This is a genomic window from Bradyrhizobium sp. USDA3516 (assembly GCF_057651995.1).
Genome location: NZ_JBYGYN010000007.1, coordinates 44,060 through 63,583 on the forward strand (window position 1 = coordinate 44,060; position 19,524 = coordinate 63,583).

Here is a 19,524-nt window from a genome sequence, read left to right on the forward strand (position 1 = left end):
ACCCGCGGGTCCATCCACCAAAACTCTTTCTTGATGGATTGCCGGGTCAAGCCCGGCAATGACACCGAGAATTAAGCCGCTTCAGCGGCGAGCTTCTTGCCCTTCTCGACGGCTTCTTCGATGGTGCCGACCATGTAGAAGGCGGCTTCCGGCAGGTGGTCGTACTTGCCTTCGACCAGGCCCTTGAAGCCCTTGATGGTGTCGGCGAGGTCGACGAACTTGCCCGGCGAGCCCGTGAAGATTTCGGCGACGTGGAACGGCTGCGACATGAAGCGCTCGACCTTGCGGGCGCGAGCCACCGTCAGCTTGTCCTCTTCCGACAGCTCGTCCATGCCGAGAATGGCGATGATGTCCTGGAGCGCCTTGTAACGCTGCAGCACCTGCTGGACCTGACGGGCGACCGCGTAGTGCTCCTCGCCGACGACGAGCGGCGAGAGCATGCGCGAGGTCGAGTCGAGCGGGTCCACCGCCGGGTAGATGCCCTTTTCGGCGATCGAGCGCGACAGCGTGGTGGTCGCGTCAAGATGCGCGAACGAGGTCGCCGGCGCCGGGTCGGTCAAGTCGTCGGCCGGAACGTAGATCGCCTGCACCGAGGTGATCGAACCCTTCTGCGTCGTGGTGATGCGCTCCTGCAGCGCGCCCATGTCGGTGGCGAGCGTCGGCTGATAACCCACCGCCGAAGGAATACGGCCGAGCAGCGCCGACACTTCCGAGCCGGCCTGGGTGAAGCGGAAGATGTTGTCGACGAAGAACAGCACGTCCTGGCCCTTGTCGCGGAAGTCTTCCGCGATGGTCAGACCCGTGAGCGCGACGCGGGCGCGGGCACCCGGCGGCTCGTTCATCTGGCCGAACACCAGCGCGCACTTCGACTTCACGCTCGGGTCAGGGTTCTTCGGATCGGCGTTGACCTTGGACTCGATGAACTCGTGATAGAGGTCGTTGCCCTCGCGGGTGCGCTCGCCGACGCCAGCGAACACGGAGTAACCGCCGTGCGCCTTCGCGACGTTGTTGATCAGCTCCTGAATCAGAACGGTCTTGCCGACGCCGGCGCCGCCGAACAGGCCGATCTTGCCGCCCTTGGCATAGGGCGCCAGGAGGTCGACGACCTTGATGCCCGTGACGAGAATTTCGGCTTCCGTGGATTGGTCGGTGTAGGTCGGCGCTTCCTGGTGGATGGCGCGCAGGCCTTCGGTCTTGACGGGACCTGCTTCGTCGATCGGCTCGCCGATGACGTTGATGATGCGGCCGAGCGTGCCCTCGCCGACGGGAACGCGGATCGGCGCGCCGGTGTCGGTCACTTCCTGGCCGCGGACCAGTCCCTCGGTGGTGTCCATGGCGATCGTGCGCACGGTGGACTCGCCAAGATGCTGGGCGACTTCGAGCACCAGGCGGTTGCCGCCGTTCTTGGTCTCGAGCGAATTGAGAATGGCCGGGAGGTGGCCTTCGAACTGCACGTCGACGACGGCGCCGATGACCTGGGTGACGCGACCGACCTGGGCTGCCATTGAATGTCTCCTTCGATCCGAACTTCTAGACCACGGTCAATCCGACCGGGATGTTGCGTGTAGTGGGTACTGAAGCGCCTTGATCAGACGGCCTCGGCACCCGAGATGATTTCGATCAGTTCCTTGGTGATCTGCGCCTGACGCGTGCGGTTGTAGACCAGCGTCTGCTTGCGGATCATCTCACCGGCGTTGCGCGTCGCGTTGTCCATCGCGCTCATCTGCGCGCCGTAGAACGAGGCGTTGTTCTCGAGCAGCGCGCGGAAGATCTGGACCGCGAGGTTGCGCGGCAGCAGGCGGGTGAGGATCTCGTCCTCTTCCGGCTCGTATTCGTAAGACGTCGTGTTGGCGGCAGCGCCCTCCTCGACCACCAGCGGGATGATCTGCTGGGCGGTCGGGATCTGCGCGATCACCGACTTGAAGCGCGAATAGAACAGCGTGCAGACGTCGAACTCGCCATTGTCGAACCGCGCCAGCACCTTCTTGGCGATCTCCTCGGCATTGGCGAAGCCGAGCTGGCGGACGCTGCGCAGATCCATGTGCTCGACGATCTGCTTGTCGAACTGGCGGCGGAGCTGCTCGTAACCCTTGCGGCCGACGCAGAAGAATTTCACTTCCTTGCCCTGCGCGATCAGCGCCAGAGCGCGCTCGCGGGCGAGGCGCACGATCGAGGAGTTGAAGGCGCCGGAGAGGCCACGCTCGCCGGTGCAGACCAGCAGCAGATGAACCTGGTCCCGGCCGGTGCCGGCCAGCAGCACTGGTGCGCCGGGCGAGCCCGCCGCGGCGCTGGCGATGTTGGAGATCACCGCGCTCATCTTGTCGGCATAGGGACGCGCCGCTTCCGCGGCGGTCTGCGCGCGGCGCAGCTTGGAGGCGGCGACCATCTGCATGGCCTTGGTGATCTTTTGCGTCGCCTTGGTGGAGGCGATGCGGACGCGCATGTCTTTAAGTGACGCCATTCTTCGTTCACCCCGGCGGCTTGACCCTTTGGTCCGACCGCAACCCTATCCATTCGTCATGCCCGGGCTCGTCCCGGGCATCCACGTAGCTGCCACGCACGCCGTTAGACGTGGATGGCCGGGACATCAGTTGCGAAGGCGCGCTTCGCGCTTTAGCCCGGCCATATCGGCGTTTAAGCGAAGGACTTCGCGAAGCCTTCGACCACCGACTTCAGCTTGGCGGCGGTGTCGTCGGAGAGATCGCGGCTGTCGCGGATCGCATTGAGGATGTCGACGTGCTTGCCGCGCAGCAGCGAGAGCAGGCCGTCCTCGAACGCGCGCACCTTGTTGACCGGAAGCGGGTCGAGGTAGCCGTTGGTGCCGGCCCAGATCACGCAGACCTGCTCTTCCATCTTCAGCGGCGAGAACTGCGGCTGCTTCAACAGCTCGGTGAGGCGCGAACCGCGGTTGAGCAGGCGCTGGGTCGAGGCGTCGAGGTCGGAGCCGAATTGCGCGAACGCCGCCATTTCGCGGTACTGCGCGAGCTCGCCCTTGATCTTGCCGGCGACCTTCTTGGTAGCCTTGGTCTGCGCGGACGAGCCGACGCGCGACACCGACAGACCGACGTTCACCGCGGGACGGATGCCCTGGAAGAACAGGTCGGTTTCCAGGAAGATCTGGCCGTCGGTGATCGAGATGACGTTGGTCGGAATGTAGGCCGACACGTCGTTGGCCTGGGTTTCGATGACGGGCAGCGCGGTCAGCGATCCCGAGCCGTGATCCTTGCTGAGCTTGGCCGCGCGTTCGAGCAGACGTGAATGCAGATAGAACACGTCGCCCGGATAGGCTTCGCGGCCCGGCGGGCGGCGCAGCAGCAGTGACATCTGGCGGTAAGCGACGGCCTGCTTGGACAGATCGTCATAGATGATGACCGCGTGCATGCCGTTGTCGCGGAAGAATTCGCCCATGGTGCAGGCGGTAAACGGCGCGATGTACTGCATCGGCGCCGGATCGGAGGCGGTGGCGGCGACGACGATCGAATATTCGAGCGCGCCCTGCTCTTCCAGCACCTTCACGAACTGGGCGACGGTCGAACGCTTCTGGCCGACTGCGACGTAGACGCAGTACAGCTTGATGCTCTCGTCCGGCTGCGCGTTGAGCGGCTTCTGGTTCAGGATGGTGTCGAGCGCGATCGCGGTCTTGCCGGTCTGGCGGTCGCCGATGATCAGCTCGCGCTGGCCGCGGCCGATCGGGATCAGGGCGTCGATGGCCTTGAGGCCGGTCGCCATCGGCTCGCTCACCGACTTGCGCGGAATGATGCCGGGGGCCTTGACGTCGACGCGCATGCGCTTGTCGGCCTGGATCGGGCCCTTGCCGTCGATGGGATTGCCGAGCGCGTCGACGACGCGGCCGAGCAGGCCCTTGCCGACCGGCGCGTCCACGATGGCGCGGGTGCGCTTGACGGTCTGGCCTTCCTTGATCTCGCGGTCGGCGCCGAAAATAACGACACCGACGTTGTCGGTCTCGAGGTTCAGCGCCATGCCGCGGGTGCCGTTCTCGAACTCGACCATTTCACCGGCCTGGACGTTGTCCAGACCGTAGACGCGGGCGATACCGTCGCCGACGGACAGCACCTGTCCGACTTCGGAGACTTCAGCTTCCTGGCCGAAATTCTTGATCTGGTCCTTGAGGATCGCGGAAATTTCCGCGGCGCGGATGTCCATCAGCCTGCCTCTTTCATCGCGTGCTTGATCGAATTGAGTTTGGTGCGAAGCGAACCATCCACCATGCGGCTGCCCAGCTTGACGACGAGGCCACCGATGATCGAGGGATCAACCTTCACGTTCAGCGCGACATCCTTGCCGGTCACCGATTTCAGGGCGACCTTGAGGGCATCGAGATTCTTGTCCGAGAGCGCTTCCGCCACGGTGACGTCGGCCGTCGTCTCGCCCTTGAACCTGGCGACGAGCGCGCGGTAGGCGCGGATGACGTCGGCCACCGCGAACAGGCGACGGTTGGCCGTCAGCACTTTCAGGAAGTTGGCGGCGATGCCGGCGATCCCGGCCTTGTCCAGCACGGCCGAGAGGGCCTTGGACTGGGCGTCGGCCGCGAACACCGGGCTGCGGACGAGGCGCTTCAGATCGGCGCTCTCGTTCAACAGGGCATCGAATTTGTCGAGATCGGCTTTGACCGCGTCGACCACGTTCTGGTCGCGGGCCAGTTCAAACAAGGCCGTTGCATAACGGCCGGACACACCTGAAACGGACGTATCTTCTGCAGCCACAGACGCGCTCTTTTTGCTGTCAAACTCGCAAGGGAAAAACCGTCGCCACGAAGCGGCGCCTAGCGATCCAAGCCCTTGGAATTCAAGCGGGACTTCGATTTTCGACCAGCACGGGAGGTGCCGGGCTCGTTAAAATCGCGGCTTTGCTAACATAGCAGGCGCGCAGGTGCAACATGACGCCAAATTAAAGGCATGAGGTTCTGTCGCCAGTTCGTCGCAGCCGCGCGACACATCGCGCGTTGAGGGGCGGGCCGAGGCGGCGACCTGCCACATGGCGGAAATCAGCGCCGGTCGTGCCGCGGCACCCTCCATTGGTTCCTGCCCCCAGCGCATGGCGGCCATGAACACGGATCGCTGAGGCGTGAATCCGTTCCCGCCAGTTCCAGGTGCCGAATACTTATCGAATTCTAAATGCTGGGGGCGATGACTTCGCTCTACGGTATTCGCAAGTAATAGATAGGTTAATAAATCGTTAAAGGCGAAGATTACGGAACATCGGCCGAATATCCCGAGACGGTAACAAGATATTTCATGACGACACATACCGGATTTACTGCCCAATTCACGCCTCATTGGGAATCGAAACGCCAACCCGCTCACAAACTGATGGGGGCTCCACTTGCCACATATGTGGCAATACTAGCTTAGGGACCAATAAATGCTGTCTTTGAAGACGCTGGGCTTTGTGACCCGGCCGCGTACGGCGATTGCTTTCGTCGCCGCAACTCTCCTCGTCGGTGGAACTGCCACCGAAGCTTCCGCCAAATCCCGGCATCACCGGCATCACCACCGCCACCACGCCCAGACCGAGGCCAACACGACCACCGATTGGCGCAATGCCAATGCGTCGATGACGCCGACCTCCGGCACGGGCCGCAGCTTCTCCGGCATGGCGTCCTTTTACGGCAATGAGTCCGGCAGCAAGACCGCCTCGGGCCAGCGCTTCAACCAGAACGCCATGACCGCGGCGCACCGTTCGCTGCCCTTCGGCACCAAGCTGCGCGTCACCCATGGCAGCCAGAGCGTCGTCGTCACCATCAACGACCGCGGCCCGTTCATTCGCGGGCGTGTGCTCGACCTCTCCACGGGTGCCGCCCGCGCCATCGGCCTCACCAGTCGCGGCGTCGGCCGCGTCACCGCGGAAGTCGTCTCCTAAAGGCGCCTTCGAGCGCCACGAAGCGACGCGCAGTTTTCATCAGTTTGCTGCGCGAACGAGACAAGCCCGCGGTCTTGGGGGACCGCGGGCTTTTTTGTTTGGTCCGCCGTCATTCCGGGGCGCGCGCAGCGCGAGCCCGGAATCCACCGGGCGGCAGAGTTGGTGGTTGAACGGATTCCGGGTTCACGCTTCGCGTGCCCTGGAATGACAGTGCCCTACAAAAAGCTCTGCGGATCGACGTCCACTTCCAGCTTCAGGTTGCCCGTCGGCTTCGGGCAGACCGCGAGCCAATTGCGCAAATAGTCCGACAGGTCGAAACCGCGCGCCGATTTCACCAGGATGCGGAAGCGATAGCGGCCCTTGATGACTGCGAGCGGCGCTTCGGCGGGGCCGAGCACGACGACGCGCTCGTCGCGCGGCGCGAGCGCGACGAGCTTGCGGCCGAAGCCCTCGGCGCCCGGGCGGTCGCCGGCGGAGATGATCAGGCTGGCGAGCCGACCGAACGGCGGATAGAGCGTCTTCTCGCGCAGCTCGATCTCGCTGTCGTAGAAGGCCTCGCGGTCGCGGGCGACGAGCGCCCGCATCACGGGATGATCGGGCTGATGGGTCTGGAGATAGCCGATGCCGCGGCCCTGCTCGCGGCCGGCGCGGCCGATCACCTGGTTGAGCAATTGCCAGGTGCGCTCGGCCGCGCGCGGATCGCCGTTGGAAAGGCCGAGATCGGCATCGACCACGCCGACCAGATTGAGCCGCGGGAAGTTGTGACCTTTCGCGACGAGCTGCGTGCCGATGATGATGTCGACGCGGCCCTCCGCGATCTCGGCCAGCTCGCTTCGCATCGTCTCGATCGAGGTGATGAGATCGCTTGACAGCACCATGGTGCGCGCTTGCGGGAACAGCGCGGCCGCCTCCTCCTGCAGGCGTTCGACGCCGGGGCCGACCGCGACCAGCGATTCCTCGGCCGAACAGTTCGGGCAGATATGCGGGCGCGGCATCGAGAAGCCGCAATGGTGGCAGACCAGGCGCTGGCGGAAACGATGATCGACCAGCCAGGCATCGCAGATGGTGCAGGCGAAGCGATGGCCGCAGGCCCGGCACAGCGTCAGCGGCGCATAGCCGCGGCGATTGAGGAACAGCAGCGCCTGCTCGCGCCGCTCGATCGCAGTCCGGATCTCTCCGGCAAGCCGCGGCGAGATGAAGCGGCCGCGCGCGGGCGGCTCGCGGCGCAGGTCGATGGCCTCGATATGCGGCATGTGCTGGCCGCCGAAGCGCGAGGGTAGCGCGATGCGCTGATAGCGGCTCTTGCGCGCATTGACCTCGGATTCCACCGACGGCGTCGCGGAGGCCAGCACGACCGGGATTTTTGCGATGTGCCCGCGCACCACAGCCATGTCGCGGGCGTGGTAGTGCACGCCATCGTCCTGCTTGTAGGCCTGGTCGTGCTCCTCATCGACGACGATGAGGCCGAGATTGGCGTAAGGGAGAAACAGCGCCGAGCGCGCGCCGACCACGACCGGCGCCGAACCTTCGGAGATCGCGGCCCAATTGCGCGCGCGGGTGCGCGGGGTGAGTTCGGAGTGCCATTCGATCGGCCGCACGCCAAAGCGCTGCGCGAAGCGGTCGAGGAACTGGCCGGTCAGCGCGATCTCCGGCATCAGGATCAGCGCCTGCTTGCCGCGGCGGACCACCTCGGCGACGGCCTCGAAATAGACCTCGGTCTTGCCCGAGCCGGTGACGCCGTCGAGCAGCGCGACGTGGAAGGTGCCGTTGGCCGCGAGTGCGCGCATCGCATCCACGCCGGCACGCTGCAGCGGCGAAAAATCCGGCCGGCCGAATTCCGGATCGGGCGCCGGCGGGGGTGGTGGCGGCGGCATCGGCTCCACCGTGAGCGTGCCTTCATCGACGAGGCCGTCGATGACGCCCGCGGAGACGCCGGCTTCCTTGGCCGCCTCGGACTTGCCGTGCAGCAGCCGGTCCGACAGCAGAGCGATGACGCGCTGGCGCGCCGGCGTCAGACGCTTCGGCGGATCGCCGGTCAGGCGCACGCCGGCGCGCACCCGCTCCGGGCCGAGATTCTCGCCCATGCGCAGGCACATGCGCAGCACCATGCCGCGCGGGCTCAGCGTGTAATTGGCGACCCAGTCCACCACCTGGCGCAGCTCCGGCCTGAGCGGCGGAAGGTCGAGCTTCTCGCTGACCTCCTTGAGGCGGTTGTGCAGGCGCGGATCGGGATTGGCGTTCTCGCCCCAGACCACGGCCAGCACCTCGCGCGGACCGAGCGGCACACCGACGAGGTCGCCCGCCTTCAGCTCCATGCCGCGCGGCACCTTGTAGGAATAGGTCTGGTCGAGCGCGACCGGCACCAGCACGTCGACCATGCGAGTGGCGGGGGCGGTGGTGTTGCGCGGCGATTGGTCCATGAGCGGGGGAATCGGAACCTTGAGGCCTCGAGGCTAGCGCCGCGCGGCGGCCTTAGCGAACAGTAAACTGGTGTGATGCGATATACTGTGCGGAATCACCACGTCCAGAGCGCATGAGCAAAGCGGCCGCCCCACCAATCGAGCTCGCCAGCGCCGATCCCTCGATCGCGCAGGAGATGGCGCGCTGGCTGGCGCATCTCGGCGCCGAGCGGCGGCTGTCGCCGAAGACGCTGGAGGCCTATGGCCGCGACTTAAGGCAATGCCTGGATTTCCTCTGTGCGCATTGGGGCGAGCGCGTCACGCTCGAGCGCTTCGCGGCGCTGGAGGCGACCGACGTGCGCGCCTTCATGGCGATGCGCCGGGCCGACGACATTGCCGGCCGCAGCCTGATGCGCGCGCTGGCGGGCCTGCGCTCGTTCGGACGTTTTCTGGAGCGCGAGGGCAAAGGCAAGGTCGGCGCGTTGTCGGCGATCCGTGCGCCCAAGGTCGCCAAGAGCCTGCCGAAGCCGCTGCCGATGGCATCGGCGAAACGCCTTGCAGATGCCGACGAGCGCGCCGGCGAGGAGCGCGAGACGTGGATCCTGGCGCGCGATGCCGCGGTGATGGCGCTGCTCTACGGCTCGGGCCTGCGCATCTCCGAAGCGCTCTCCTTGAAGCGCCGCGAGGTGCCGCGTCCCGGCGAAGGCGACGTGCTGGTCGTGACCGGCAAAGGCAACAAGACCCGCATGGTGCCGGTACTGCAGAACGTGCTCGCGCTGGTGCAGGAGTACGTTTCGATGTGCCCCTATCCGCTGCCGGCGGATGGCCCGATCTTCGTCGGCGCGCGCGGCGGGCCGCTCAGCCCGCGCATCATCCAGCTCGCGATGGAGCGGCTGCGCGGCGCGCTCGGACTGCCCGACAGCGCCACGCCGCACGCGCTCCGCCATTCCTTCGCCACGCATCTGCTTTCGCGCGGCGGGGACTTGCGCGCCATCCAGGAATTGCTCGGCCATTCCTCGCTCTCGACCACGCAGGTCTATACCGGAATCGATTCGGAGCGCTTGCTGGAAGTGTATGCCAGCGCCCATCCGCGGCGCTGATGGTTAGTTGGCGAGATATTCGATATCGTAGACGTAGTCCGATCCGCGTCCGACTTCGACGCGGACCATCGGCCTGAATTTCTCGAGGCGTTCATAGAGCGGCGCCGTGACTTTCACTGTTCGCCCTCCGATGTCGACGAGGTAGTCGGTTCTGCGGCCACCCGACGTCCTTGGTTTGTCGACGCGGCCTTCGATCACGAGCCGGGGCGAGAAGTAGTCCAGATAGAGCATCCGCCCGGTCATCCAGGCTAACCCGCTACCAAGCGCGATAGCCAAGATCGTCACGCCAAGCGCTTTCATCCTGTCTTGCAATGACCCTTGAAGATCGAGCACGAGAAGCCGATGGCACACGATGGCCAAGCCAAGAACGACTCCGCCAATATGGACGTCGTTGACCGCAATCATCGAACTCTTGTCATAAAATACCAGCAGGACGGCATAGATGATGCCAACAGCGACTACGAGCCATGCAACAAACCACGAGACATCAGTGTTGCGGACCTTCAACAGCGTCAGCACCGCGATGACGACGAAAGGCCAGAAGCAGGCTGCAATGAATTCCGCTGTGGTCATGCCACAGGACTAGAATGGTCCTGGACGCAAAACCATTAATTGCAATCGCCACGGAGGTTGGTACTTGCGCCGGTCGCGAGGTTCGGTCAATCGTTGGTAAAGATGTAGGAGAGATCTATGGGCGCACATGAAAGCATGGAGCATGCCGAGCACGCCGAACACGCGTCCGGCTCGAACAAGAAGATCGCGCTTCTGATCGCGGTGCTGGCGCTGTTCCTGGCGATCTCGGAGACTCTTGGCAAGGCGTCCCAGACCGAATCGATCAGCAAGAACGTCGAAGCCGCCAATCTCTGGGCATTCTTCCAGGCCAAGAGCATCCGCCGCACCGTGGTGGTGACCGCGGCCGAACAGGGCAAGCTGACGCTGGCCGAGGCAAGCGAGGCGCAGAAGCCCACAGTGCAGAAGCAGATCGACGACTGGACCAAGACGGCGCAGCGCTACCGCTCCGAGCCCGAGACCGGCGAGGGTACCGAACAGCTCGCGGCGAAGGCCAAGCAGGCCGAGCACGCGCGCGACGAGGCGACCGCGAAATACCATCATTTCGAGCTGGCCTCGGCCGCCTTCCAGATCGGCATCGTGCTGGCCTCGGCCACCATCATCACCGGCATGCTGGCGCTCGCCTATGTCAGCGGCGTGCTGACGATCGCCGGCCTGATCATGACCGCGCTCGGCCTGTGGTGGCCGCATCTGCTGCATTTGCATTGAGGGTAGCGAGCGTTTGCTCTTTCCGCGTCATTGCGAGGAGCGAAGCGACGAAGCAATCCAGACTGCCTCCGGAGAAAGTTTCTGGATTGCTTCGCTTCGCTCGCAATGACGGAGGAAAAAGCGAGCCCACTCAAGCTCACCGCGCCTGGTGCACGCTCTTCCTGAAGCGCTGGATCATGCGCAGCGTGCGATAGGACCAGCCTTCGCCGTCGCCGGCGAGCAGCCCGCGGATGCGGCGCTTGATCGGGTCGACCAGCTCCGCGGCCTTGGCGCGAACCCTCAGCACCAGATCGTAGATCCGCTCGAACCAGTGCATCTCCAGAAGCTTGGCGCGCGTGACGTCGAACACGAAGGCGGTGACGCCGACGCCGACGAGCTTTCCGAACACGATCGTGAACAACGCGCCGGTCCAGTATTCGTGCGCGAGCAGCCACAGGCCGACCAGCTTGAGCGGAAACAGCGGGACGACGGGCACCGCGAACACGACCAGCGTCATGGCCGGCGACAGCGCATCGACGCGCGCCGTCAGCCACTGCTTGAATCGCGCGAGCGGGATGGCCGCGACGACCTTGGCGACGATCGGCTCGAGATGGTCCCACAGCCAGGCTTCGATCAGGAAGATGATCGCAAGCAGGACCCAGACCGGTTGAAGAAGGCGGCGCAGCATGTGTTTCCCGCCCGGTTTGGCGCTGGGCGCGTGGCTACATATGGATGGCCCGCTTGCCGACCGCAAGCGCGGCTTCCTTGACGGCCTCCGAGCGGGTCGGATGAGCGTGGCAGGTGCGCGCGAGATCTTCCGCACTGCCGCCAAACTCCATCAGAACGGCCGCCTCGTGGATCATCTCACCGGCCTCAATGCCGATGATGTGCACGCCGAGCACGCGATCGGTCTTCGCGTCTGCGAGAATCTTCACGAAGCCGTCAGTGGTCTGATTGACCTTGGAGCGGCCGTTGGCGGTGAAGGGAAATTTTCCGACCGTATAAGCCACGCCCGCCTGCTTCAGCTCCTCCTCGGTCTTGCCGACGGAGGACACTTCCGGCGTGGTATACACGACGCCCGGGATGACGTCGTAATTCACGTGGCCGGCTTGCCCTGCGATGATCTCGGCGACCGCAACGCCTTCGTCCTCGGCCTTGTGCGCGAGCATCGGGCCTGCAACGACGTCGCCGATGGCATAGACGCCCTTCAGGCTGGTGGCGAAATGCGGATCGATCTGCACCCGGCCGCGCGCGTCCAGCGCGACGCCGGCTTCCTTGAGACCAAGGCCATCGGTGTAGGGCACGCGGCCGATGCAGACGAGCACGACGTCGGCTTCCAGCGTCTCCGCGGTGCCGCCGGCGGCGGGCTCGATCGTCGCCTTCAGCGTCTTGCCCGAGGTGTCGACCGCGGTGACCTTGGCGCCGAGCTTGAACGCAAAGCCCTGCTTTTCCAGGATGCGCTGGAATTGCTTGGCAATTTCGCCGTCCATGCCGGGCAGGATGCGGTCGAGGAATTCGACGACGACGACTTCAGCGCCGAGTCGCTTCCACACCGAACCGAGCTCGAGGCCGATCACGCCGGCGCCGACGATCAGCAGCTTGCCGGGGACCTTGTCGAGCGACAGCGCGCCGGTCGAGGATACGATGCGCTTCTCGTCGATCTCGATGCCCTTGAGGCGCGCGATGTCGGAGCCGGTGGCAATCACGATGTTCCTGGTCTCGACCACTTGCGACTTGCCGTCGGCGGAGACCTCGACCTTGCCGGAGCCGAGAATCTTGCCGGTGCCCTTGAGCACGTCGACCTTGTTCTTCTTCATCAGGAACTCGACGCCCTTGACGTTGCCGTCGATGCCCTGCTGCTTGAAGTTCATCATCGCGGGCAGATCGAGCTTCGGCGCGGAAACGCTGACGCCCATCTTGGCGAAGGAATGGCCGGCTTCCTCGAACATCTCGGAGGCGTGCAGCAGCGCCTTCGACGGCATGCAGCCGACGTTGAGGCAGGTGCCGCCGAGCGTTGCGTTCTTTTCGACCACGGCGACTTTCATGCCGAGCTGGCTCGCGCGTACCGCGCAGACATAACCGCCAGGTCCGGTGCCGATGACGACGAGATCGTAGGTAGCCATGAGAGAAAGTCCCGTAAGGTTAGGCGTGAGGAGATGCGGCCGCCGGTCCGTCAGCGGCCGCCGGACACATCGAGAGTAGCGGCGGTGATGTAGGAGGCCTCGTCCGACATCAGCCAGAGGATGGCGTTGGCGATTTCATCGGCTGTGCCGACGCGCTTCATCGGCACCATATGAGCCAGCCGGTGGTGCCGGTCGGGCTCGCCGCCCGAGGCGTGGATTTCCGTATCGATCAGGCCGGGGCGAATGCCCGCGACGCGGATGCCTTCGTTTGCGACCTCATAGCCGAGGCCGGTGGTGAAGGAATCGATGGCGCCCTTGGACGCGGCATAATCGACATAGGTGTTGGGTGCGCCGAGCCTGGCCGCAACCGACGACAGATTGACGATGACGCCGCCCTGGCCGCCATGCTTGGTCGACATCCGCTTCACCGCTTCGCGCGCACAAAGGATCGAGCCGGTGACGTTGACTGCCAGCACGCGCTGGATGCGCTCGGCCGACATCTCGTCGACGCGCACGCCGCTCGTGCCGACGATGCCGCCATTGTTGACGAGCGCGCCGAGGGTGCCGAACTTGTCGGCCTCCTTGAACAGATTGAGGATGTCGCTTTCCTCGGCGACATCGCATTTCACCGCGATGGCATTGCCGTTGCTGGCCGCGATCTGCGCCACCACCTCGTCGGCGGCCTTCTTGTTGCTGGCATAGCCGACCACGACGCGGTAGCCGCGCGCGGCCGCCGCAAGCGCGGTCGCCCGCCCGATGCCGCGGCTGCCGCCGGTGATGACAACGACTTTATCCGTCACGCGCGCCTCCATGGTTCGACACGCGCCGTCGCATCAGTCGCGACGGCGCTCGCAAAGCATCGGGGATCAGAGATCGAGCACCAGGCGCGCCGGATCTTCCAGGCTCTCCTTGACGCGGACCAGGAAGGTGACGGCTTCCTTGCCGTCGATGACGCGGTGATCGTAGGACAGCGCCAGATACATCATCGGGCGCACCTCGATCTTGCCGCCGACGACCATCGGCCGCTCCTGGATCTTGTGCATGCCGAGGATGCCGGACTGCGGCGCGTTCAGGATCGGGGTCGACATCAGCGAGCCGTAGATGCCGCCATTGGTGATGGTGAAGGTGCCGCCCTGCATCTCGTCGATCTTGAGCTGGCCGTCACGGGCGCGGCGGCCGAAATCGGCGATGCCCTTCTCGATGTCGGCGATCGACTTGTGGTCGCAGTCGCGCACCACGGGCACGACGAGGCCCTTGTCGGTGCCGACGGCAACGCCGATGTGGTAATAGTTCTTGTAGATCAGATCGGTGCCGTCGATCTCGGCGTTGACGGCCGGGATGTCCTTGAGCGCCTGCACGACGGCCTTGGTGAAGAAGCCCATGAAGCCGAGCTTGGAGCCGTGCTTCTTCTCGAACGCATCCTTGTAGTGCGCGCGCAGCGCCATCACGTTGGTCATGTCGACCTCGTTGAAGGTCGTGAGCATGGCCGCGGTGTTCTGCACGTCCTTGAGGCGGCGTGCGATGGTCTGGCGCAGCCGAGTCATCTTGACGCGCTCTTCGCGGGCGGCGTCATCGGCCGGCGAGGGGCTGCGGACCTGCACGGCAGCGGCGGGCTGGTTGACCGGGGTCGGCGCGGAGGCGGCGCGCTCGATCGCGGCGAGCATGTCGCCCTTGGTGACGCGGCCGTCCTTGCCCGAGCCCGGAACGGTCGAGGCGTCGATGCCGGTCTCGGCCGAGAGCTTACGCACCGACGGTGCGAGCGGCGCATCGGCCGGCGGCGCCTTCGCGGCCGCGGGAGCCGGCGCTGGCGCAGCGGCGGCAGCGGCAGGCGCAACAGCCTTGGCCGGCGCGGCGGCGGGCTTGGCTGCGCCGGCACCTTCGGTGATCTGACCGAGCAGCGCGCCCACGGCAACGGTCGCACCATCGGCAGCGATGATCTCGCTCAGCGTGCCCGCGGACGGCGCGGGGACTTCGATGGTGACCTTGTCGGTCTCTAGCTCCACCAGGGGCTCGTCGACGGCGACGGGGTCGCCGGCCTTCTTGAACCAGCGGCCGATGGTGGCCTCGGTGACGGATTCGCCGAGCGTCGGCACACGAATTTCAGTCATGGTCTTTTCCTCAAGGGATCGCAGGTCGCGGTCATGAATTAAACCGTCATTGCCCGCGAAGGCGGGCAATCCAGTACGCCGAGGCCTTCGTGACAAGAACGAGCGCCGCGGAGTACTGGATGCCCCACCTTCGCGGGGCACGACAGCGTCATAAAAACTTGTCAGCTCAGTGCTTCGTCCAGGAACGCCTTCAGCTGAGCCTGATGCTTGGACATCAGACCCGTTGCGGTCGCGGCGGAGGCGGCGCGGCCGACATAACGCGGACGCCGGCTCACACCGTTCACCTGGTTCAGCACCCATTCCAGATAGGGCTCGATGAAGTGCCAGGCACCCATGTTGCGGGGCTCTTCCTGGCACCACACCATCTCGGCCTTCTTGAAGCGCGACAGCTCGGCCACCAACGCCTTCAGCGGCACCGGATAGAGCTGCTCGACACGCATCAGGTAGATGTCGTCGATGCCGCGCTTCTCGCGCTCCTCGTAGAGGTCGTAATAGACCTTGCCGGAGCAGAGCACGATGCGGCGGATCTTCTCGTCGGGGACGAGCTTGATCGCCTCGTTCGGCAGCATCTGGGCGTCATCGTAGAGGATGCGGTGGAAGGTCGTGCCCTTGGCCAGCTCTTCGAGCCGCGACACCGCCCGCTTGTGGCGCAGCAGCGACTTCGGCGTCATCATGATCAGCGGCTTGCGGATCTCGCGATGCAGCTGCCGGCGCAGCACGTGGAAGTAGTTCGCCGGCGTGGTCGGATAGACCACCTGCATGTTGTCTTCCGCGCACATCTGCAGGTACCGCTCGAGGCGCGCCGAGGAGTGCTCCGGACCCTGGCCCTCATAGCCGTGCGGCAGGAGGCAGACGAGACCGGACATGCGCAGCCATTTGCGCTCGCCCGAGGAGATGAACTGGTCGAACACGACCTGCGCGCCGTTGGCGAAGTCGCCGAACTGGGCTTCCCACAGCGTCAGCGTGTTCGGCTCGGCGAGCGAATAGCCGTATTCGAAGCCAAGCACGGCCTCTTCCGACAGCAGCGAGTTGATGACCTCGTAATGGCCTTGCTCGTGGCCGAGGTGGTTGAACGGCGTGTAGCGGCTCTCGTCCTCCTGGTCGATCAGGACCGAATGGCGCTGCGAGAAGGTGCCGCGCTCCGAATCCTGTCCGGATAGCCGGACGTGGTGGTTTTCGTTGAGCAGCGAGCAGAACGCCAGCGCCTCGCCGGTCGCCCAGTCGATGCCGGTACCGGTGTCGATCGCCTTGGCGCGGTTATCGAGGAAACGCTGGATGGTGCGGTGAACGCGGAAGCCGTCCGGCACCTTGGTGATCTTGCGGCCGATGTCCTTCAGCGTGGCGATGTCGACGCCGGTGACGCCGCGCCGCGCGTCCTCTTCCTGATCGGCGATCTTGAAGCCCGCCCACTTGCCGTCGAGCCAGTCGGCCTTGTTCGGCTTGTAGGAGGTGCCGGCCTCGAACTCGGCATCAAGCCGGGCGCGCCAATCCGCCTTCAGCTTCTCGACCTCGCCCTCGGTGACGACGCCTTCCGCGATCAGGCGCTTGGAGTAGAGCGTCAGGGTCGAGGGATGGGCCGCGATGCGCTTGTACATCACCGGCTGGGTGAAGGCCGGCTCGTCGCCCTCGTTGTGGCCGTAGCGGCGGTAGCACCACATGTCGATGACGACCGGCTTGTGGAACTTCTGCCGGAATTCGGTCGCGACCTTGGCCGCGAACACGACGGCTTCCGGATCGTCGCCGTTCACGTGGAAGATCGGCGCGTCGATCATCTTCGCCACGTCCGATGGATAGGGCGAGGAGCGGGAGTAACGCGGATAGGTGGTGAAGCCGATCTGGTTGTTGACGATGAAGTGCACGGAGCCGCCGGTGCGGTAGCCCTTCAGGTCCGACAGGCCGAAGCACTCCGCCACCACGCCTTGACCCGCGAACGCGGCGTCGCCGTGCATCAGGAGCGGCATCACGGAGATGCGCATATCAGGGGGATCGCCGTGCTGGTCCTGCTTGGCGCGGACCTTGCCGAGCACCACGGGATCGACGATCTCGAGATGCGAGGGGTTGGCGGTCAGCGACAGATGGATGCGGTTGCCGTCGAACTCGCGGTCCGAGGAGGCGCCGAGGTGATACTTGACGTCGCCCGAGCCTTCGACCGCGTCGGGATTGGCCGAGCCGCCCTTGAACTCGTGGAACAGCGCGCGGTGCGCCTTGCCCATCACCTGGGTGAGCACGTTGAGGCGGCCGCGATGCGGCATGCCCAGCACGATTTCCTTCACGCCGAGATTGCCGCCGCGCTTGATGATCTGCTCGAGCGCGGGGATCAGCGCTTCGCCGCCATCGAGGCCGAAGCGCTTGGTGCCGGTGAACTTGGTGTCGCAGAACTTCTCGAAGCCTTCGGCTTCGATCAGCTTCTGCAGGATGGCCCTGCGGCCTTCGCGCGTGAACGAGATCTCCTTGTCGGGTCCCTCGATGCGCTCCTGGATCCAGGCCTTCTGCGCGGCGTTGCTGATATGCATGAACTCGACGCCGAGCGTCTGGCAGTAGGTGCGCTCGCAGATCGCGGTGATCTCGCGGATCGTGCCGTATTCGAGTCCGAGCACGTGATCGAGGAAGATCTTGCGGTCGAAATCGGCCTCGGAAAAGCCGTAGGTGCGCGGATCGAGCTCTTCGCGGTTGCGCTGGGCTTCGATGCCGAGCGGGTCGAGCTTGGCGTGGAAGTGGCCGCGCATGCGGTAGGAGCGGATCAGCATCAGGGCGCGAACGGAGTCGCGCGTGGCCTGAAGCAGGTCGGCTGAGGAGATGTCGGCGCCTTTGGCCTGCGCCTTGGCGGCGATCTTGGCACCGACCGTCTTCTCGGCCTCGGCCCAATTGCCGTCGAGGGCGGAGGTCAGATCATCCTTCGGGGTCAGCGGCCAGTTGTCGCGCTCCCAGGACGGCCCTTCCGCGTTCTTGCTGATGTCGGCGGGCGCGTCGTTCAGGCTCTTGAAGAACTCCTGCCACTCGGCGTCGACCGAGGACGGGTCCTTCTGGTAGCGGGCGTAGATTTCGTCGATGTAGGTGGCGTTGGTGCCCTGCAAAAAGGATGACAAGGCAAAGGCTGCGTTCGCGTCCTGGCGAGACATACTTGAGTTCCTGGCGATTTCGGTTCGCGCATAACAAACGGCGCTGACGCCGAGCTCCCCCGACAGGGCTCGACGCGACAGGCACCCTTTACCCTATTTGCTGCGAAACTTCGCCCGGAAAAGCACGAAGAAGTGAATTAGCCTTTCAACTTTTCGGCAAGGGTGTGGCCGAGGCGGGCAGGCGACGGGGACACTGTAATCCCTGCGGATTTCATCGCCTCGGTCTTGGAACCGGCATCGCCCTTGCCGCCCGAGATGATCGCGCCGGCATGGCCCATGCGGCGGCCGGGAGGGGCGGTGACGCCGGCGATGAAGCCGACCATCGGCTTCTTGCGGCCGCGCTTGGCCTCGTCCTTGAGGAACTGGGCTGCGTCCTCCTCGGCGGAACCGCCGATCTCGCCGATCATGATGATCGATTCGGTCTTGGGGTCGGCCAGGAGCATTTCGAGGACGTCGATGAACTCGGTGCCCTTGACCGGGTCGCCGCCGATGCCGACCGCAGTGGTCTGGCCGAGGCCTTCCTGGGAGGTCTGGAACACCGCTTCATAGGTCAGCGTGCCCGAGCGGGAGACGATGCCGACCGAGCCGGTCTTGAAGATGTTGGCGGGCATGATGCCGATCTTGCACTCGCCGGCGGTCATGACGCCCGGGCAGTTCGGCCCGATCAGGCGCGACTTGGAGCCGGCCAGCGAGCGCTTCACGCGGACCATATCGATGACAGGAATGCCCTCGGTGATGCAGACGATCAGCGGCACCTCGGCGTCGATGGCTTCGCAGATCGCGTCGGCCGCGCCCGGCGGCGGCACGTAGATCACCGACGCGTCGGCGCCGGTCTTCTCACGCGCCTCGCGCACGGTATCGAACACCGGCAGCCCCAGATGCGTCGAGCCGCCTTTGCCCGGCGAGGTGCCGCCGACCATCTTGGTGCCGTAGGCGATCGCAGCCTCGGAATGGAAGGTGCCGTTCTTGCCGGTGAAGCCCTGGCAGATGACCTTGGTGTTCTTGTCGATCAGGATGGACATGAGGTCTGCTTTCGCGAACTAACAGAGTGAGAGGGTCAGTGGATGCGGCGGTAGACGCCGGTGAGGACGTCGGCCCAGCCTTCCGCGTCCGGCGAGAACTGGATCTTCAACGAGTAGGAATCCTCATTGAGGATCTCGTAGACGTGGCGCGCATTGCCGCGGAGCGAGCCGCGCACCAGCGTCAGGGTCTTGCCGACCCACCCGCCCGAGGCGGGCGAGGGCGGCGTGTAGCCGAGCGAATCGTACCAGAACAATTTGTAGGTCCGGTCGTCGCGGTCGAAGGTGAAGAGGCCGTGGGTGGCGAAGACCTGCTTGCCATCGCGCATCTGGACCGAGTCCTGGATCAGATAGAACCCGTTGAGATCCATGCGCGCGACGGTGCGCGAGGTCGCCGGCCCGCCCGCCGTCCAGCGCGACGGGAAGACCATCTCCTCACCATCCCATTCGCCGGCGAACGCGGAAAGACGCGCGTGCTCGGGGAGCGGAGATGATGCGGCGAGATGGTCCTGGGCCATG

16 protein-coding genes are annotated in these 19,524 nt (G+C 65.1%); 3 read left to right on the forward strand and 13 right to left on the reverse strand.

Annotated elements, in window-relative coordinates; all coding sequences use genetic code 11:
• Positions 1 to 71 precede the first annotated feature (71 nt).
• The 4 genes from atpD to AC24YW_RS21980 form a co-directional block, all read right to left on the reverse strand.
• Positions 72 to 1,505 carry a F0F1 ATP synthase subunit beta gene (gene atpD / locus AC24YW_RS21965; RefSeq protein ID WP_025032831.1) on the reverse strand — a complete coding sequence of 478 codons (1,434 nt, stop codon included), beginning with the start codon at positions 1,503 to 1,505 and terminating at the stop codon, positions 72 to 74.
• An 83-nt stretch (positions 1,506 to 1,588) separates the two neighbouring features.
• Positions 1,589 to 2,461, reverse strand: a complete 873-nt coding sequence (locus AC24YW_RS21970; RefSeq protein ID WP_487484669.1) for a F0F1 ATP synthase subunit gamma — start codon at positions 2,459 to 2,461, stop codon at positions 1,589 to 1,591.
• Between the two features lie 173 nt (positions 2,462 to 2,634).
• On the reverse strand, positions 2,635 to 4,164 hold the full coding sequence (gene atpA / locus AC24YW_RS21975; protein ID WP_487484670.1) for a F0F1 ATP synthase subunit alpha: 1,530 nt from the start codon (positions 4,162 to 4,164) through the stop codon (positions 2,635 to 2,637).
• On the reverse strand, positions 4,164 to 4,724 hold the full coding sequence (locus AC24YW_RS21980) for a F0F1 ATP synthase subunit delta (protein ID WP_260373365.1): 561 nt from the start codon (positions 4,722 to 4,724) through the stop codon (positions 4,164 to 4,166). Before AC24YW_RS21980 ends, atpA begins: the two co-directional genes overlap by 1 nt.
• 658 nt (positions 4,725 to 5,382) lie before the next feature.
• Here AC24YW_RS21980 and AC24YW_RS21985 point away from each other — a divergent pair.
• On the forward strand, positions 5,383 to 5,880 hold the full coding sequence (locus AC24YW_RS21985; RefSeq protein WP_487484671.1) for a septal ring lytic transglycosylase RlpA family protein: 498 nt from the start codon (positions 5,383 to 5,385) through the stop codon (positions 5,878 to 5,880).
• Positions 5,881 to 6,095: 215 nt separating this feature from the next.
• Here AC24YW_RS21985 and AC24YW_RS21990 read toward each other — a convergent pair whose 3' ends face one another.
• A complete protein-coding gene (locus AC24YW_RS21990) occupies positions 6,096 to 8,300 on the reverse strand; it encodes a primosomal protein N' (protein ID WP_487484672.1) in 2,205 nt (734 codons plus the stop codon).
• 113 nt (positions 8,301 to 8,413) lie between these two features.
• Here AC24YW_RS21990 and AC24YW_RS21995 point away from each other — a divergent pair, with 113 nt between their 5' ends.
• Positions 8,414 to 9,379 carry a tyrosine recombinase XerC gene (locus tag AC24YW_RS21995; protein ID WP_487484673.1) on the forward strand — a complete coding sequence of 322 codons (966 nt, stop codon included), beginning with the start codon at positions 8,414 to 8,416 and terminating at the stop codon, positions 9,377 to 9,379.
• 3 nt (positions 9,380 to 9,382) lie between these two features.
• On the opposite strand, the gene AC24YW_RS22000 is transcribed toward AC24YW_RS21995, so the two are convergent.
• Complete coding sequence (locus AC24YW_RS22000) at positions 9,383 to 9,952, reverse strand: hypothetical protein (RefSeq protein WP_487484674.1); 570 nt, start codon at positions 9,950 to 9,952, stop codon at positions 9,383 to 9,385.
• Between the two features lie 117 nt (positions 9,953 to 10,069).
• Between AC24YW_RS22000 and AC24YW_RS22005 the strand changes: the two genes are divergently transcribed.
• Positions 10,070 to 10,657, forward strand: a complete 588-nt coding sequence (locus tag AC24YW_RS22005; protein ID WP_487484675.1) for a DUF4337 domain-containing protein — start codon at positions 10,070 to 10,072, stop codon at positions 10,655 to 10,657.
• Positions 10,658 to 10,793: 136 nt separating this feature from the next.
• On the opposite strand, the gene AC24YW_RS22010 is transcribed toward AC24YW_RS22005, so the two are convergent.
• The 7 genes from AC24YW_RS22010 to AC24YW_RS22040 all read right to left on the reverse strand — a co-directional run bounded on the left by AC24YW_RS22010 (position 10,794) and on the right by AC24YW_RS22040 (position 19,523).
• The gene (locus tag AC24YW_RS22010; protein WP_487484676.1) at positions 10,794 to 11,324 is read right to left on the reverse strand and encodes a hypothetical protein; all 531 of its coding nucleotides are present in this window, start codon (positions 11,322 to 11,324) and stop codon (positions 10,794 to 10,796) included.
• Between the two features lie 34 nt (positions 11,325 to 11,358).
• The gene (lpdA, locus tag AC24YW_RS22015) at positions 11,359 to 12,759 is read right to left on the reverse strand and encodes a dihydrolipoyl dehydrogenase (RefSeq protein WP_487484677.1); all 1,401 of its coding nucleotides are present in this window, start codon (positions 12,757 to 12,759) and stop codon (positions 11,359 to 11,361) included.
• A 50-nt stretch (positions 12,760 to 12,809) separates the two neighbouring features.
• Positions 12,810 to 13,571 carry an SDR family oxidoreductase gene (locus tag AC24YW_RS22020; protein WP_487484678.1) on the reverse strand — a complete coding sequence of 254 codons (762 nt, stop codon included), beginning with the start codon at positions 13,569 to 13,571 and terminating at the stop codon, positions 12,810 to 12,812.
• A 54-nt stretch (positions 13,572 to 13,625) separates the two neighbouring features.
• A complete protein-coding gene (odhB, locus tag AC24YW_RS22025) occupies positions 13,626 to 14,867 on the reverse strand; it encodes a 2-oxoglutarate dehydrogenase complex dihydrolipoyllysine-residue succinyltransferase (protein WP_487484679.1) in 1,242 nt (413 codons plus the stop codon).
• A 161-nt stretch (positions 14,868 to 15,028) separates the two neighbouring features.
• The gene (locus tag AC24YW_RS22030) at positions 15,029 to 17,986 is read right to left on the reverse strand and encodes a 2-oxoglutarate dehydrogenase E1 component (RefSeq protein ID WP_487484680.1); all 2,958 of its coding nucleotides are present in this window, start codon (positions 17,984 to 17,986) and stop codon (positions 15,029 to 15,031) included.
• Between the two features lie 137 nt (positions 17,987 to 18,123).
• Positions 18,124 to 19,008, reverse strand: a complete 885-nt coding sequence (sucD, locus tag AC24YW_RS22035) for a succinate--CoA ligase subunit alpha (RefSeq protein WP_487484681.1) — start codon at positions 19,006 to 19,008, stop codon at positions 18,124 to 18,126.
• A 35-nt stretch (positions 19,009 to 19,043) separates the two neighbouring features.
• Positions 19,044 to 19,523, reverse strand: a complete 480-nt coding sequence (locus AC24YW_RS22040) for a DUF1579 family protein (RefSeq protein ID WP_487484682.1) — start codon at positions 19,521 to 19,523, stop codon at positions 19,044 to 19,046.
• Position 19,524 lies beyond the last annotated feature (1 nt).